The following is an 18,009-nucleotide window of genomic DNA, read 5'->3' on the forward strand; positions in this document are numbered from 1 at the left end:
GTGGTATTGTTTATGAGTTGCAATTGAATCAAGGAGAGAATTTCCTGCTGGTGAAAAAATTAAAATAGAGATTACTAAATATCAATATTTTGAACTATAGCAAGGGAGGACCGATTTATGGGTATGAAAAAAGTGTTAATAGGTTTATCAATCTTTTGTATGATAGCTCCAAGCTTTGCTGCACGTGCAGAGGCCAAGAGTTATGAAGCTAAAAAAGAAACGAACGGCAGTATTGTGGCAGATTGGAAATTTTCAAAGGAATATGTAAAAAGCGGAGCAATTGAAAACGGGAATCTTGTCATTAATGATGCAAGTAAAAATGGAAATGATCTGGAGCTGGTGACAGTGGGGGACTCATCTTCACCGGAACTGGATGGGATAATGAAATGGTCTGAAGATGATTATTATAATCTAGCAAATGTAGATAGCCTGCAATTCTCTAATTCTAAGAAAGCTCCAGTGGGAAGATATTTAAGAACCATCAACAAAGCACCGATCAATTCGGAGAAATTTGAAGATGGATTTACGATTGAGGCTATTTTTAAATTACCAAGTAATTTTAATAGTAGTTTACATAGCTGGATGGGGATTTTAACAAGACAGGGACAGGCTGCAGACATTAATAAAATGGACGGTGAGAAAGAAATCCTGACTACCTTATCCATATCAAATGATAAGGAAATTCAATGGACAAGCCACCCAACTAATCTAAACTATAATGAGACGAATTGGTCCCGTTCCTTAAATACAGATGAATGGTATCATTTGGCGATCGTTAATGATGGGCAATCAACGAATTTAACGGTGAATGGCGTAAGCGATTACGGAAAATCAATTATGGTCAAAGGAATTGATTCTATAGAGGGAAAAGGCTGGAATATTGGTGCTTCCGAGTGGGGAAATGAATTAGATGCCTTATTTGCAGGCGAAATTCAAGAAATACGGGTTGCTGATAAGGCTTTGGATAAAAAAGATTGGCTTATCCCAGATGCACGTGATGATCAGCCGATTGAAGGTACAAACGATAAACTTCCACTCTTGACAAATAATAAGAATTATAATTTTCTTTTTGTCCCAGATCCACAAAAATACTCGAATATGAACCCAGAAATATTTGACAGTCAAATGAAATGGATTGCTAAAAACACAAAGAAGAACAATATTGCCATGAACGCATTTGTTGGAGATATTGTTGACAGTAATGCTGTGAAGCAATGGGAAAATTCTCTTCAATCTATATCCTATTTAGATAAAAAGGAAATTCCTTATGTGATGACGGCGGGAAATCATGATTATGCAAATGGAGACCCTTACTTAACCTATTATGGACCGCAGCGTTTTGCGGATAAAACGTACTATAAAGGATCCTCTCCTTCGGGATATGGTTCGTATTCGTTGGTAAAGGGCGGCAGCTATGAATATTTGTTTTTAATGGTTGATATGAAAAATCTTCAAAAAGACTTAGAATGGTCGAAAAGCGTCTTAGATCAACACAAAGATAAACCAACTATTATTGTATCTCATGATGTGATCTATCCGGAGACTGTAGACAATAAAACTGTAGCGGTTGAGTCAAGCAGGGGCCAAATCATTTGGGATGAACTTGTGAATAATAATAATCAAGTATTTATGACGGTAAATGGACATTTCTTTGGGGTCACCCATCGGGTCAAGCAAAATGCAGCAGGTAACGATGTTATTCAAATGTTAGTCAACTACCAGTATGATTATCGAGGGGGAAATGGCTGGCTGAGACTTGTAGAGTTTGATGAAGCGAAAAATAAATTGTTTTTCCGTACCTTCTCACCTTTTGTTGATGAAATGAAAAAGAAGGAAAGAACGTATGTTGATTTCGAATATTTAACAAATGAATATAACTTATTTGATTTAGATCTTAATTTTAAAAAGAGATTTAATTTGAAAAAATAATAGGTTTGTAAAAAAGTAAAAAAGAGGAGAGTGGAATCATGAAGAGGAAACTAAAATCTTTCATCTGCGGTTCAGCTGTTGTTTTAGTCCTTTCACAAGGGATGATGACCGTATCAGCAAAGTCAACAGATTCTCACAAGGATGCCGGTAAATGGATGTCCGGGGATTACCATATCCATACCATCCAATCAAGTGATGCATCAGAGCCGTTTATGAAACTGGAAAATATTTTGAATGCTGCCTTCCGTGAGGATATTAACCAAATGCCTGCTGAAACGGTGGTAAAGGTAAAATACGGCGAGCCTCTTGACTATATTATGCTGGCTGACCATTTGCGTAATTCACCGAGAGATCCCGATGGTAATGAAAAACCTACAGCACGCTTTGAAGCCATGCAAGATCAGCTGGCAAAAATCCGTTTATTGCAGGCGACTGGAAAATACACTGGCAAGATAATTTATCCCGGTTTTGAGTGGGATATGATGGATTTAGATCATGGTGCAGTCGCCATTATTGATTCCAACAGTAATAACGTACCATTTGATGCGATCCGTCAGTTTGAATGGCTATACAGCTATGATACAAGTACGGACAAGTTTAAATCGAACGAAGCCGAGCTATGGGGAGAAAGACCGGATAAGAATAAGCTGAAATCAGATAAAAGCAAAACCTTTGAAGCGATTAAATGGTTAAAGGACAATTATCCTGAAAGCTTTGTATTGCCGAATCATCCGTCCCGTCACAATGGGGGCGGTGGAGAAGTTACCGTAGAAGATCTTCGTAAGATGAATGATATTGCACCAGCAATTGTCTTTGGTATGGAAGGAATGCCAGGAAATCAGATGGCCGCCAGCTTTAATCGATCCGAGCTGTCTGATATATATGGTGGTGTGGATGCGATGGTAGCCAAGGTAGGAGGTGCATGGGATGCCATGCTTGGAGAAGGCCGGCATTTCTGGAATTTCACCAATTCAGACTTTCATTTCAAAGTTAGCAGCAACCGCAAATATTCAAGCGGCTACTGGCCAAGCGAGTATCAAAGAAGCTATACATGGGTTGAAGGCAAAGAGTTTAAGGATGTTGTTGAGGGAATGCGTTCAGGTAAATCGTACAGCGTATATGGCGATCTCATTAATGCACTGGAGTTCAATGTAGAAGGAAAGAAAAAGCAAGCAGAGATGGGCGAGGACTTGCATGTGTCAAAGGGTGATCAAACGACTATCACTATTCGTTTTAGAAGTCCAGAGTACAATAACTACATGCCAATTACTGCTCATAGCACTTCTGTTACGAACAAGGTCAAGGTTGATCATGTTGATTTAATTTCCGGTGAGGTAACCGGCAAGATTGACAAGAGCCAATATGCGAGCAATACGACGAATGATACGACTAAGGTTGTCAAGCGCTTTACTCAAAAAGACTGGGGCAAGCCGGATAAAGATGGCTATTATACAGTAAAATACAAAGTAAAGGCTGATACTGACCGTTATTATCGTCTGCGCGGTACCAACCTCGGTATGAATGTGGAAGGCTATATGAAGGACGGGGAGCCATTGATGGATCAATCCTTTGACTATGAAGGAACTCCTACACCTGAGCAGAATGAAGAGCGTTTTAACAATATCAATGACCGGAGTTACACTAGCATGTGGTTTTATTCTAATCCGATATTTGTAAAGGTTAAGTAATTTGCTGGGGTCCGTCACTCGATGCTTTAACGCAGCGGAATTAAAAACAGCAGCAGAATTAAACGAAGAAATCTATTAAACAAGGAAAAAGGTCTTCATCAACCCAATGAAGACCTTTTCGCGAATCCGGAGCAAAAGTCAATTGTAGGGGCATTTACTTGTAAGATGCTGGAAGCTATATTATTTCAGATGGGGACATGCCGTTATCTTGGCAGAAACAGGAGCTGGATACCATGATTCAATGGATCACACCAACAGGAGGAGAAAACAATGAAGGTTGATTACCATTTACATCTTGAAGAAGGGCCGTATTCATTGCGCTGGCTCGATCGAACAAACATTGCATTAGATCATTTTTATCCTATACACCACGAGAGACATACCATGGAATGGCTTCATGAAAGTATGAAGCGTTTAAATGAACGAGTACAAAAGGGTTCGTATGATGCCTCTTGGATTGACCTCTATTTACAGGAAGCGAAACGTAAGGGCCTGCATGAGGTAGGGATTGTCGATCACTTATACCGCTTTAAAGAAACAAGGGCTTATTTTGAAAAATACGTTGATATCAGTGATACAGAGCTTGGGAATCTGCAAAGAAAATGGTTAAACCAGGTTATGACAGAATCGATGGGGGATTTTGTCCAAGCGATTACGGAAGCAAAACCACGCTGGGCTGCTGAGGGAATTACCCTTCGCATGGGCATCGAAGCCGATTATTTTCCAGGCGGCGAAAAGGAATTAAAGGAGCTCCTGAGTGCCTATGAGTGGGATTATGTGAATGGATCCGTTCATTTTTTCAACGGCTGGGGCTTCGATAATCCTGAGACACAGCACCTTTTTGCCAATTATGAGTTGAACACGCTCTATAAGGACTTTTTCGAGGTTGTCGAAAAAGCCATCCGCAGTAACATCTTTAATTTTGTGTCTCATTTGGATAATTTAAAAGTGTTCAATTTCCGTCCAGATGAAAGCAGCCTGATTCCGCATTATGAAAAAATTGCTGAGGCCTTAGTGGAAACCGATACAGCTACTGAAATCAATGCGGGATTATATTATCGCTATCCTGTCAAGGAAATGTGTCCAAGTCCGAAATTTCTGGATGTACTCGTGGGCAAAGGGGTTAGCTTTACTACCTCATCAGATTCTCATTTCCCTGATGACATTGGCGCCTATATTGACTTAAATACTGAAACACTGCTAAACAAGGGAGTTACGAAAATAGCAACCTTTGAAAAACGCGAAAGAATCATGAAGCCATTGGGCGAGAGGGTGAAACATACCGCAAAGGTTTAATCATACATCAAAAGCAGCCTCTCCTATGGATAGACAAATGGACTGTCTGTGAAGGAGGATATCGAAATGGGGCATTTGGGAATTCTATTTGAAGATCATTTGATAAAAAATATCGAGATCTATCTTCGGCTTGTCATCAGTGCGCTTCTCGGAATGTTTATTGGCTGGGACAGAAGTGCCAAAAACAAGCCAGCCGGGTTAAAAACATTTATGTATGTTTCCGTTTCTTGTACATTAATTACGATTATCTCCATCTATAGTGCTGAGGTTTTTGGGAATTCGAATACGAATAATCGAATGGATCCGATGCGTCTGACGGCCCAAATTGTGTCGGGCTTAGGATTTCTTGGGGCCGGCCTGATTATTAAAGATGGAGTCCGCGTAAAAGGTTTAACCACGGCTGCGATGGTGTTTTTTGCCGGTGGCGTGGGAATCGGAATTGGTGCGGGATTTTATGGAATTGTTTTTGCAGCTGTGTTCATTACCTTTATATTGGCGAAAATCGGTCTATTGATCGAAAAAAGGCAAACACTGTCTAAAGAAAACAAAGAACAGCAAGGGATTCGCAAAAATCAGGGGCATGAAAAAACTCCGTGACAGTCCTTTGTCGCCTCCTTTTTTTGCAATCGAATCGCAGGTATCCACCATAATTTCGCCTTGTTTGTTACGTTTTTTGTCATAAAGCCTAATGAAATAGGCTGGGAGGCGAATTATACTAAACTATGAATACGGTTTTAGCCTAAAAGCGTAGGAAAGCAGGTGATAGATTGGATTTACTCATTATTACTTTTAATCTAAGATATGATAACCCAGAAGACGGTGAAAATAGCTGGTCTAATCGTAAAGCGAAAGTGGCGGAAATCATTAAACAAGAGCAGCCTGCGATTATTGGTACACAGGAGTTGCTTCCTGCGATGATCAAAGATTTAGATGAATTGCTAACCGACTATGATTGGTTTGGCCAGCCAAGACAAAACGATGATGAGCATTGTGCGATTTTTTATAAAAAAGATATGGTTCAACTTGTGAAAAATGGCACATTCTGGTTATCAGAAACCCCTTCGGTAAAGGCAAGCATCAGTTGGAATTCGGCACTGCCGCGAATCTGTACATGGGGTGAATTTGTCTGCTTAAATAGCGTACATAGATTTAGGGTTTTTAACACCCATCTGGATCACATCAGTGAAGAAGCGAGGATAAAGGGTGTACAGGTTATAGAGAAATATATGTCTGCCTTAAATGAGAGTGAACATCTCCCTGCGATTTTGACAGGTGATTTTAATGCTGAACCAGACAGTGACGAAGTGAAGTTTTGGGAGGACAAACCGTTCACAAGTGTTTATTCTGTCATGAAGACTACAGGTAAGGAACTAACCTTTCATGATTTCGAAGGCAGTTTGGAAGGCGCGCCGATTGACTTTATATTTGTTTCAAAAGACATAGAAATCAAGAGTGGCAGGATTATTCATTCGAAGGTGGATAACAGGTATCCATCCGATCATTATCCAGTTTCTGCCGCAGTGAAAATTTAAAGGGAGTGATTCATGATGCAATTAAAAATGGGGAAAGACGGCACATTTAAAATTTTACAATTAACAGATTTACACGTTGGCTCCATGCCATTTAATGAACAAGACTTACATACATTTGAGCACATTAAGGATATGAAGGAAAAAGCAAATCCCGACCTGATTGTCATCAGCGGCGACTTAGTCTGGTCGGAAGGCGTTCCAAATCCACAAGACAGCTTTAAGGCGTTAGTTACTGTATTAAACGAATTGGAAACACCAATCGCCGTCACTTACGGGAATCATGATACAGAAGAGGGAATTACCCGTTCCGATTTACGCAGCTTGGAAAGCCAGGTCCATTTGTTAGCGGAAAAGAAATATTCCCATGTGGTAGAGGACCGGGAATCTTACTGTGTCGAGATTACAAAAGAGGATGGAACGGTGTCGAATGTATTGTATTTACTCGACAGCGGGGCCGAGGACCCTTTAAAAATCGGCCAGTATGAGTATGTTCATCCGGACCAAGTTACCTGGTTTAATGAAGTATCACGTAAATATCAAAATAGAACAAATGGTTTTAAGCCAGACATGCTTTTCCTTCATATTCCACTTCTTGAATATAAAGAAGCATTTTGCAATGGGCAAGTAAGCGGGACAAAGTATGAAGACATATCTTCACCAGTGATTAATACAGGTCTTTATACATCCTTATTGATTAACGGTAAGGTTGCCGGCGTATTTTGCGGTCATGATCACGATAACGACTTTGTTGCTGATTATCAAGGAATCAAATTAGGCTTTGGAAGAATCAGCGGGTTTAATTGCTATGGAGAACTGACTCGTGGTGCCCGTGTGTTTACTCTTTATGATGACAAAGCGTTTGAGACGAGTATCATCGAAACAGAAAGGTTTTTAACTGTTAAGTAAGATATTAGTAGGGGAGTGTGCTCTTTGTACAAAGATATTATTGCCGAAGCCAATCAGATTGTAAGGGAGTCTATTGATGACCCAAAAGTGAGATCGATGTTTGAAAACTGTTTTGGTGATACATTGACTAAAACAACTAAGTATTTGGATGATGGAACGGTCTTTTTGGTGACGGGTGACATCCCGGCCATGTGGCTAAGAGATTCGTCGCTTCAATTAAGACCTTATTTACCTTTCCTTGGCAAATACAAGGAGTTGGACCGATTGGTTAAAGGTGTGATCAATCGTCAAATCGATTTCATTTTGAAAGATCCTTATGCGAATGCGTTTAATGAGACGGCGAATGGGAACAGATGGGATGATGATATTCCGCTGCAGGAACCTTCCATCTGGGAACAGAAATATGAAATAGATTCCGTCTGTTTCCCGTTTCAATTAGCCTATCAATATTGGAAGTATACCGGGGACACTAGCATTTTTACAGAAACATTTAAAAAGGCGGCACAAACAGTGCTATCACTATGGAAGGTCGAGCAAAATCATACCGACTTTTCTACCTATTCGTTTCAAAGACCAGAAACCGAGGATCTTTGTAATGAGGGGAAAGGGTCGCCGGTTGGCTATACAGGGATGACATGGTCGGGCTTTCGGCCGAGTGATGATGCTTGTGTCTACCATTATTTAATCCCTAGTAATCTATTTGCGGTAAGAATTTTAGAAATTATGTCAGAAATTTTTGAAGAGATTTACCAGGATGGGGCTTTACAATTAGCGGCCAAGAATTTGTCATCAGAAATTTCTTATGGTATTCAACGATATGGGGAAATCAAGAATGATGCCGGCCAATCGATGTACGCCTATGAAGTAGACGGGTTAGGGAATCACCTGTTAATGGATGATAGTAATATGCCGAGTCTATTATCTTTGCCGATGCTGATAAACATGGAAAAGACAGATGTAAAATATCAAACGACACGGAATTTTGTCCTAAGTAAACAGAATCCCTATTATTTTGAAGGAACTTGTGCAAGCGGCGTTGGCAGCCCGCATACACCAAATGGCTATATTTGGCCGATCGCTCTAGCAGTGGAAGGGATTACGGGAAATAGTCAAAATGAAAAGTGGGAAAAGATTCAGTTGATTTGTCAGAATGATGCCAATACAAACCAATCGCATGAATCGTTTGATTGTAATGATGCTGCTCAATTTACGAGAGAGTGGTTTTCTTGGTCAAATGCGATGTTCTGTGAATTAGTGCTGGATTATTGCGGCTATAAGGTAAGCTACAAATAGGCTCAAAGAAGGGATGATCGCCAAAAAGTAGAAAGATATAGAATTTTATAACTTTTAAATGATTTGTCCGTGACGAAAAATGTCATTAGAGCCTTTGAAAGCGCAATCACAAGTTTGTATGATTAAGTTGTAATCAATTTATTAGATAGATTGCAAGTATAAGTACATTAGGAGGGTAAAAGGCAATGGGTAAAAGAAAAAGGAATAAGTTTTTATATCTTTTCAGCGGTTTACTAGTTTTAATGTTCGCTTTGGCTGGATGTAGTTCTTCTAACGAGGCAAGCGGCAAATCAGCTGACGGTAAAACGAAATTAACTATTCATTATTATGTGGGCGCCATCAGTAAAGGTTCTATTGATGCAGCTAAAAAGAACTTTCCAAAATACAATTTAGACTTTGTGGAGCTACCGGCAGATAATAACTATGATGTGAAGTTAAAAACGAGCCTGAATTCAAAATCAGCGCCGGATATTGCTGCAGTCAATAGTAATATTCAAGACTTCCTTCCGTATGCTAATAAGTTTGTAAACTTATTGGATTATGGTGCAAATGATCTGGCAGACCAGTATGTTGAGTGGAAATGGGAATCAGCCAAAACTGGTGATAAGAAAAGCATGATTGCCATGCCTCTGGATATTGGTCCTACTGGTTTATTCTATCGCGAGGATTTGTTTAAAGAAGCAGGTTTACCGACCGATCCTAAAGAAGTTTCTACGAAAATTGTTACTGCGGATGATTATTTAGCAGCTGCTAAACAAATGAAAGAAAAGATTGACAAGCCAATGTTCCTTTCCGCTGTCGGCATTCTTGGAGAACGCTACAGAGCACTTGATTCTGGTATGTATAAAGAAGACGGAAAATTAACTTTAGCTGACGGCAAATTGAAAGAAGAATGGGATTTTGTTGTAAAAGCGATTAATGAAGGTTATACATTGGGAACAAAATCAAATTCTGTTGACAACGTCAATGCTCAAAACGAAGGAATGTACGGTGCATATATTGGAGCTTCTTGGGGTGTAATGGACGTTAAGGATGCTGATCAATCAGCTGGTAAATGGCGTATTGCAAAAACCCCTGGCGGCTATTCAAACCAAGGCGGCTCCTATTTAGCTGTATTAGGAAATACCAAACATCCTAAAGAGGCTGTTGAAGTAGTGAAATTCTTAACAAACGAAGCTAGTCAATTATCCAACTTAACTGAAAATAGCCTTTTCCCTTCAATGAAATCGATCTATGACAAACCAGAAATGGTGAATAAAGATGACTTCTTTGGCGGTCAAGAAATCAACGAGTACTTTATTGATGCTGCTAATAACATTTCTTATGTGTATAGAGATACTAGAGATACATCTGCATTCAGATATTTTGAAGATCAAATCACTTTAGTTGAAACACAAGGTAAAGATCCTGAAAAAGCTTGGAAAGATGCAGTGAAAAAAGCAGAAGGATTGTAAGGAAAGGGTGAGATTAAGCATATTTTTGCTTAATCTCTATTCTCTTTATATGAGGTGAAAGACATGGAGGCTATTACGAATAATATGCCAGATGACAAGAGCTCTAAGAAGAAACGAACATTAAAAGGCTTTGCCGATAAAGTAACTCCTTATTTATTCATATCCCCTTTTTATATACTCTTTCTTATTTTTGGCCTATTTCCGATTGTATTCTCTGGAATACTAGCATTTAGTCAATGGGATGGTATCGGGGATGTACAGTTTACTGGATTAGAAAACTTTAAGAGGTTAATGGCGGATACAGACTTTTGGCTATCGATCAAAAATACGTTGATCATTTGGGTCATTCAAACAGTTCCAATGCTAGTGATCGCGTTAGTGCTGGCCTTCCTTATTAATCTTCAGTTTGTTAGGCGTAAGGAATTTTTCAAAACAACCTTTTTCTTGCCATATGTTACATCGGTTGTAGCTGTCACAATCCTATTTGGATTGATCTTCTCGAATCAAAGCGGATTGATCAATGCTGTTTTGGAAATGTTTGGCCGTGAACCGATTGCTTTTATCGATAGTCCATTTTGGGTAAGGATTGTCATTGCTTTAGTTGGTATTTGGCAATACTTGGGGTACAACATGATTATTTACTTTAGCGGCTTACAAAGGATTCCGGCTGACTATTATGAAGCAGCCATCATTGATGGAGCTTCTAAATATCAATTGTTTACTAAGATCACAATCCCATTGTTAAAACCAATTATTCTATTTACCGTGATTATGTCGACCATTGGCGGTTTACAAGTATTTGCAGAAGCGCAGGTATTAGTGCCAACCAATGCCACAGCAGAAGGTGGCTCATTAACGATCGTTTACTATATCTATCAAACAGCTTTCTTACAAAATAGATATGGATATGGTTCTACTATTACGTGGGGATTAGTTGTCATCATACTGGTCATTTCCTTAATCAACTGGTACTTAACATCATACAGAATCAAGGGAGAGGATGACTAATGAAGAAACTATCACTTTCCAATATTGTTATTAAAGTTATCTTAATCATTGGTGCCATTTTCTCATTATTCCCTTTTTACTGGATGATTGTGATGGCAAGCAGGACCAATAGTGAGATTTTCGCGATACCGCCTCATTTCACACTTGGTACCCATTTGATAGAGAATATAAATATTGTATTTACACAAACAAACTTTTTTCAAGCCTTTTTAAATACCTTATTCTATGCCGTCGTCGCTACGACATTGGTGTTGTTCTTCGACTCCCTGGCAGGATATACATTTGCCAAATTGAAGTTCAAGGGAAAAAAATTCTTGTTTGTCGCGTTATTGTCGACGATGATGATTCCCGGACAAATCAACATTATCCCGCAATTTATCATGATGGATTTCTTCGGCTGGGTAGGGTCCTATAAGGCCTTGATTGTTCCTGGAATGGCCAATGCATTCGGTATATTTTGGATTAAGCAATATTGTGAAAATGCAATTCCGGATAGTATCATTGAGGCCGCAACGATTGACGGATGCGGTAAATTTGGAACCTATTGGAGAATAGGGATTCCAATCTTAAAGCCTGCCATGTCCTTCTTAGCCATTTACACCTTTATTGGGGCATGGAACGATTATACATGGCCATTAATTATCTTAAATGATGAAGCAAAATATGTGATTTCGCTGGCGTTAACTAGATTACAAGGATTGTATTTTACCAACTATCCACTTGTTATCACAGGTACATTAATCACTGTGGTGCCAGTATTAATTTTATTTGTCTTCTTTAGCAGACAGCTGATGGCTGGTATTACGGATGGAGCTGTTAAAGAGTAAGGAAAGGAGTACCTGAGGATGAAAGAGAAACTTTGGTTATGGCTGGATAAAGTAATGGACATCATACTCTTGAGTCTGGTAATTCTTATATTTTCTTTACCTGTGATCACGATGCTGGCTTCTTTCTCTGCAGGAATTCAAGTCTTTCGGTATAAGCAGACAGGTCAAGTGTCAGATAATGTGTTTCGGCTGTTCTTTATCTCATTTAAAGCTGTATTTTTCAAAGGCTTAATCGGTGAGCTCGTTCTAGGTTTGTTTTATTACATCGGGATGGTCAATATCGAAATTGCCAGAACAGCTGGTCAGTCGATGAGTATTTTCATCTATTCTATTACTGCCTTTTTCATGCTGGTGATCACTTTAACTGCGATCAATTATATGATTGTGATGCCCGATAAGGAACGGTCCATGAAAGTGATGCTAAGAAATAGCTTAATTATGACTTTTGTTAAATTTCCCTATTCCTTCACTATAAGTATCTGTTATGTAGCTTTAGTCCTATCGATTATTATCTTTCCTCCGATTATGATCGTTACAATCGGAACAGTAAGTTTTATCCATCAAAGGTTTGGAAAGAAAATATGGAATGCAACTGGTCAAGCCTTGATCGCTCCATAGATTCCTTCAGCTAAGATAAGCATCAAATAGTTAATGGAAGGTGTGTTTTATATGTTTTACTTGCTTGATAAAGTAAAAAGTAGGATTGAAGAATTAAATGGCTATCGATACCAAAATCGAGAAGGCATTAATGAATGGTTTTATAAAGAAGACGAAACAAAATCAGAAAAATATCCGCCTAAAGTAGATGAAACATGGAATGTGTTCCGCCGCGGCGAAACATGGTCAGGACGGGACTATTATATTTGGCTATCTAGCAAATTGTCTATACCTGATTCAAAAGACGACGAATTCATTTTACTGTTTGATTTCGGGAAAACCGATGGAGGAACGAACTCAGGTTTTGAATCCTTGCTGTTTATTAATGGTGTTCCTTATCAAGGAGTAGATGCGAATCATAAAGAAGTATTTATCGATAAACGATTCTATGGAACAACAATCGATTTGAGTTTGAAATTATGGTCTGGGTTAGAAGGCGGCGGTCCGCCAAGAACCATCAAACATGACTTTAAATATAGCGACATCGCAAGCTTGCAGCCGGATGTTGATGATTTATATTATACGGCCAAAATGGTTTTGGAAACGGCAGAGATTCTTGATAAAAATGATCCAAATAAAGTGATTTTAGAACAAGCTTTGGCGAAGACCTTTAAATATATTGATTGGTCTGAACCGGGAAGTGAATCTTTTTATCAATCCTGCATCGAGGCAAACGAAATCATGCAGCGTGAGATGGAGAAACTGGACAAGCATACACCTGTAACGGTGACAGCGATTGGACACACTCATATCGATGTGGCCTGGTTATGGAGATTGAAACATACGAGAGAAAAGGCGGCAAGATCGTTTTCGACAGTTTTACGGTTAATGGAACGTTATCCGGACTACGTTTTCTTGCAATCACAGCCGCAATTATATTCCTATATGAAAAAGGATTATCCGGAAATCTACGAGCAAATTAAGCATAGAGTTGCTGATGGTTCGTGGGAAATTGACGGCGGGATGTGGCTTGAAGCAGATTGTAATATACCATCGGGTGAATCGATTGTCAGACAGCTATTGCACGGAACACAGTTCATGAAAAATGAATTTGATAAAGAACCGAACTTCTTATGGCTGCCAGATGTTTTCGGCTATTCATGGGCATTGCCGCAAATTTTGGTGAAGTCCAATATCAAGGCCTTTATGACAACGAAGATTAGCTGGAATCAATTTAATCGGATGCCGCATGATACGTTTTGGTGGACGGGTATTGATGGAAGCAAAATCTTAAGTCATTTTATTACAACACCTGAACCTGAAGATTATGGGACCGATTCCTTCCATTATACGTATAACGCCGTATTAGAGCCAAAGACGGTGAAAGGTGTCTATGATAACTATATCGATAAGAACATTAATCAAGAAATGCTTGTTTGCTATGGCCATGGAGATGGCGGCGGCGGTGTGAATAGAGAAATGCTTGAACAGCGGAGACGCTTGGATAAAATCCCAGGCCTGCCATTTGTGAAGACAGGTTCTGCTAAGCAATACTTTGAAAATCTGCGCGAGACGGTAGAAAATACGGATGAATATGTTCATACATGGGACGGAGAACTGTATCTTGAATACCATCGCGGAACATATACTTCTCAAGCGTTCGTTAAGAAATTTAACCGTAAGCTGGAGTTAGGGTACAGGGAAGCCGAGTTTTTAAGACTATGGGCGTTAAAAGAGAATAGTCAGGCTGAGTATCCAATGGACAAGCTGCATGACGGCTGGGAGATTATTCTCCGCAATCAGTTCCATGATATTATTCCGGGTTCCTCGATTCATGAAGTATATGAGGATGCGAGATTGGAGTATGGTGAAGCAACAGAGATTTTAGAGCGAATTAACAATGAATTCCGTTGTGAAATAGTAAACAATCAACCAAATGAATGGACTGTTTTTAATAGCAATGCATGGGAACGCAGTGATTTTGTGTTCATTCCTGAAAAAGCAGCGGGGTTAAGCTTTGTCAATCATGCCAACCAACCTTTAGAATCGGTTGAACTAGTGGAAGGTTATATCGTGTATGTAACGCAAATTCCGACTTTAGGCTATGAAACTATTAAAGGGTTCAGCAAGAAGGAAGACACTGCTGAAGCAGAGGTATTTATTGTAGAAGAGCAAAAGGTGGAAACGCCATTCTACGTTATTGAGTGGAATACTGACGGCCAATTAGTTGGACTCATAGATAAAGAAACAGGAAGAGAAGTCCTTGCAGGTAAAGGAAATGTATTCCAGCTGTTTGAAGATAAACCAATGAACTTTGATGCATGGGACATCGATATTTACTATAGCGAAAAAATGAAAGAAATTACTGCAAGTGAAATTACGGTGAAGGAAAAGAATCACCTGTTTGTTGAAATTGAATTTACCTATCAATTCGGCAAATCTGACATCACTCAAACGATGCTCGTAAGTTCAAAAACTAAGAGAATTGATTTTAAAACAAAGGTAAATTGGAATGAACGTCAGCAATTGTTGAAAGTAGCGTTCCCTGTGAATGTAAGAACAACAGAAGCAACATATGATATTCAATTTGGTAATGTGAAACGCCCTACACATTGGAACACAAGCTGGGATATGGCGCGATTTGAATCAGTTGCCCATCAATGGGTTGACCTATCTGAATATCAGTTCGGTGTAAGCCTATTGAATGACTCGAAATATGGTCATGACATTAAAGAAAATGTCATCCGTTTAACCTTAGTAAAGGGAGCCATTGATCCAGACCCAACTGCAGATGTGGGCGAGCATGAATTTACCTATAGCCTATATCCTCATAGCGGTGATTTTATTCAAGCGAATACGGTTCAAGAGGCATGGGCGCTCAATTGCCCGCTAGAGGCAGTATCTGGAACGGTACCTTTTGATCAAAAACAACTTATTAGCTTTATGAATGAGCCGAAAATCTCGATTGATGCGATTAAAAAGGCAGAAAATTCTGATGGCTTCATTGTCAGATTCCATGATTATACAGGCGGCACACAAAAAGTGACGTTCAAAGCTAATTTCCCATTCAGTTCTTGGACGGAAACCGATTTAATGGAAAATCCAATTGGTGAACTGGAATCCACAAACGAAGTGGAAATAACAGTGAAACCATTCGAAATTAAAACCTTACTGTTCACATAAGACTTTCAAAGGGAACTTTCAACTTTGAGAATTATCCAGCTCCAGCGCCTAGCCCCTCGAGGTCACAAGCCAATCCGTCCAAAAGGTTAAAAAGCAACCTTTCGGCCGGCTCGTCTTGCGCTTGTCGGGGCTGACCAAGGCGCTTGCGCTTTTATTTGTATAATATTTTTCAGTCATTTAGCTGTCAAAAATGGTTACAAGTAAGATTGTTTAGATGCTTTTCGATATTTATTATGTAACTAGGGGGTAGGCATCATGGTGAGATTAAAGCAAAGAGAGCTTCAAATATTGGAATTCTTACTTGTCCAAGAAGAATTTATGACCTACAAGAATATCTCTGAACATTTACATCTCACAGAACGACAAGTAAGGTATGACATTAATAATATTGAAAAGTATTTAATGAAAAACGATATGGATGTAATCAGGAAAAATCCCAAAAAGGGAATTATCGTAGTGGAGAAGGCGGGTCTTAAGGAGAAACTGCAAGCCTTCAACCAATACACGACGATACGTGAATATAAGTACTCAAAGAAAGAGATTCAAAGTTTTATCTTGCTTAAATTGTTAATCTCAAGCGAAATTGTCCCGGTTGCGGAATTCGAGGATATTCTCTTTATTTCCCGGACGACCGTGTTAAACAATTTAAGCGAGATCGAAGAAATGCTCCTAATCGAGAATTTGTCATTGGTTCATCATACGAGAAAAGGCTTCACCATTTCCGGTCCACAAGTAAAAAAATATAACTTTTTTACAAGAGTGTTAATGGAGTTAATTAACATTCGAGAAATATATAGCTTTTTAATAAACAATGATAATGTTTTCTCGAAGCAGGCGGAATTGGTGTTATTTAATCTGCTTGATCTGGATATTTTGCAACATGCCTTACTGGAATGCCGCAATATCGAAAAATATGCGGGGAAAGTCTTAGATGACCGCAATTATGTCTTATTATTAATTGTCGTGATGAAAATCCTCCAAGAAAATGCTGATTGGCATTTTAATGATTTTATTCATCATCGCGAAGAGCAGTCCGAACATGGGGCGCTTCTATTAACGATTATTGAAAATATGAGAAGCCATTCCGATTATAGAGATGATCAAACGATTGCGAAATTTCTTGTAGAAATTATTGACCATATAAGCAGGGCCTATCACGTTGATTTCAATGAGAATCCTGCTTTTATCTCGCAATTAAAAGCACATATTGAGGCAATGGTGAAACGGGTGAAGCAGTCAATTGTTGTCCAAAACCCGATTTTTCACGAATTTGTTTCGGACTATAAAGAGCTATTTTTAGCGGCAAAAGCAGCATGTAACAATGCGGAGAACTATTTGGGGATTACCATTGGAGATCAAGAGATTTCCTTTATTGCGATCTACTTTGCATCAGAGATCCGCAGGCAGGAAGATCGCAAGGTGAAAATGGCCAGAATATTAATTGTCTGTGTGGAAGGGTTAGCGATTTCGCAAATGATCAGCACGCAGATAAAGAAAATATTTGAATATGAAGAAGTAAAAACCTTACCTGTACGGGAGTTTAGCGCAGAGCATCTCAATCAATATGATTTTATCATTTCTACGGTTGATTTGCCGGATATTCAGTCTTCCAAAATATTAAAGGTTAATAATTACTTGCGGAAAAAGGATTTAGAAGTCCTGCAGCAGCATTTAAGCTTAAAACTCGTCATGAATGAGAAAAACGAGTTAGATAAATTTAATTTGATTATGCAAACAATCCGTGCAAATACCAACATTACAAATTTGAGTAAGCTGGAATTGGATTTAATTAACATCCTTTCGAAAGATGAGGCAAGGGCTCCTAAAAAGGATATCCCGAAAATTTGTTTTGATGAATCTTATATCACGAAGGAAAAAAACATTCCAACCAACCGATGGGATTTGGCCATCAAAGCGGGGACACGTGCATTAATCGATAAAGGGTTAATTAGTGAAAACTACGAGCAAAAAATCATTACTAACTTGCGAAAGTTTGGTCCTTATATGGTTGTCGCACCAGGGGTTATGCTTGCCCATGCAGGAATGGAGGACGGGGTAATACAGGATTCCATCTCGATCACCATTTTACCAAATGGAATCGATATCAATGATCGATTTGAAAAGCCGATTAAATTAATTATTACATTAGCTTTTAAATCGAAAGATACCCATATCCTCGTGGAAAATATCGCAAAGCTGGCATTGGATGATGAGAAAGTGGGAAGGTTAATTCAATTACAATCAAATAGAGAAATATATGATTTGGTTTCTGCAACACTATATAGCTAAGGGGTGG

At 39.0% G+C, this 18,009-nt stretch carries 13 protein-coding genes; all 13 read left to right on the forward strand.

Going from position 1 to position 18,009, the window contains the following annotated elements; translation table 11 throughout:
• The first annotated feature begins 117 nt into the window (after window positions 1-117).
• The 13 genes from ACIQXV_RS00625 (at window position 118) to ACIQXV_RS00685 (ending at window position 18,002) form a co-directional block, all read left to right on the forward strand.
• Window positions 118-1,929, forward strand: a complete 1,812-nt coding sequence (locus tag ACIQXV_RS00625; protein ID WP_402954488.1) for a laminin G domain-containing metallophosphoesterase family protein — start codon at window positions 118-120, stop codon at window positions 1,927-1,929.
• Window positions 1,930-1,967: 38 nt separating this feature from the next.
• A complete protein-coding gene (locus ACIQXV_RS00630) occupies window positions 1,968-3,617 on the forward strand; it encodes an S-layer protein (protein WP_402954491.1) in 1,650 nt (549 codons plus the stop codon).
• A 270-nt stretch (window positions 3,618-3,887) separates the two neighbouring features.
• Window positions 3,888-4,913, forward strand: a complete 1,026-nt coding sequence (locus ACIQXV_RS00635; protein ID WP_402954494.1) for a histidinol phosphate phosphatase domain-containing protein — start codon at window positions 3,888-3,890, stop codon at window positions 4,911-4,913.
• A gap of 66 nt (window positions 4,914-4,979) precedes the next feature.
• Window positions 4,980-5,510 carry an MgtC/SapB family protein gene (locus tag ACIQXV_RS00640; RefSeq protein ID WP_402954497.1) on the forward strand — a complete coding sequence of 177 codons (531 nt, stop codon included), beginning with the start codon at window positions 4,980-4,982 and terminating at the stop codon, window positions 5,508-5,510.
• A gap of 170 nt (window positions 5,511-5,680) precedes the next feature.
• Window positions 5,681-6,445, forward strand: coding sequence for an endonuclease/exonuclease/phosphatase family protein (locus ACIQXV_RS00645; RefSeq protein ID WP_402954500.1), 765 nt, complete (start codon window positions 5,681-5,683; stop codon window positions 6,443-6,445).
• A gap of 12 nt (window positions 6,446-6,457) precedes the next feature.
• A complete protein-coding gene (locus ACIQXV_RS00650; RefSeq protein ID WP_402954502.1) occupies window positions 6,458-7,351 on the forward strand; it encodes a metallophosphoesterase family protein in 894 nt (297 codons plus the stop codon).
• 24 nt (window positions 7,352-7,375) lie between these two features.
• A complete protein-coding gene (locus ACIQXV_RS00655) occupies window positions 7,376-8,644 on the forward strand; it encodes a glycoside hydrolase family 125 protein (protein WP_402954505.1) in 1,269 nt (422 codons plus the stop codon).
• 185 nt (window positions 8,645-8,829) lie between these two features.
• Window positions 8,830-10,098, forward strand: coding sequence for an ABC transporter substrate-binding protein (locus ACIQXV_RS00660; RefSeq protein ID WP_402954507.1), 1,269 nt, complete (start codon window positions 8,830-8,832; stop codon window positions 10,096-10,098).
• A gap of 63 nt (window positions 10,099-10,161) precedes the next feature.
• Complete coding sequence (locus ACIQXV_RS00665; protein ID WP_402954510.1) at window positions 10,162-11,106, forward strand: carbohydrate ABC transporter permease; 945 nt, start codon at window positions 10,162-10,164, stop codon at window positions 11,104-11,106.
• On the forward strand, window positions 11,106-11,933 hold the full coding sequence (locus ACIQXV_RS00670) for a carbohydrate ABC transporter permease (RefSeq protein WP_402954513.1): 828 nt from the start codon (window positions 11,106-11,108) through the stop codon (window positions 11,931-11,933). The genes ACIQXV_RS00665 and ACIQXV_RS00670 overlap by 1 nt, the downstream gene beginning before the upstream one ends.
• 18 nt (window positions 11,934-11,951) lie before the next feature.
• The gene (locus ACIQXV_RS00675; RefSeq protein ID WP_402954516.1) at window positions 11,952-12,551 is read left to right on the forward strand and encodes a YesL family protein; all 600 of its coding nucleotides are present in this window, start codon (window positions 11,952-11,954) and stop codon (window positions 12,549-12,551) included.
• Window positions 12,552-12,602: 51 nt separating this feature from the next.
• Window positions 12,603-15,713, forward strand: coding sequence for an alpha-mannosidase (locus tag ACIQXV_RS00680; protein WP_402954519.1), 3,111 nt, complete (start codon window positions 12,603-12,605; stop codon window positions 15,711-15,713).
• A 255-nt stretch (window positions 15,714-15,968) separates the two neighbouring features.
• The gene (locus tag ACIQXV_RS00685) at window positions 15,969-18,002 is read left to right on the forward strand and encodes a BglG family transcription antiterminator (RefSeq protein WP_402954522.1); all 2,034 of its coding nucleotides are present in this window, start codon (window positions 15,969-15,971) and stop codon (window positions 18,000-18,002) included.
• Window positions 18,003-18,009: the final 7 nt, after the last annotated feature.

The sequence above is a fragment of the Neobacillus sp. NPDC097160 genome, assembly GCF_044762155.1.
Taxonomy (GTDB): Bacteria; Bacillota; Bacilli; order Bacillales; family Cytobacillaceae; genus Neobacillus.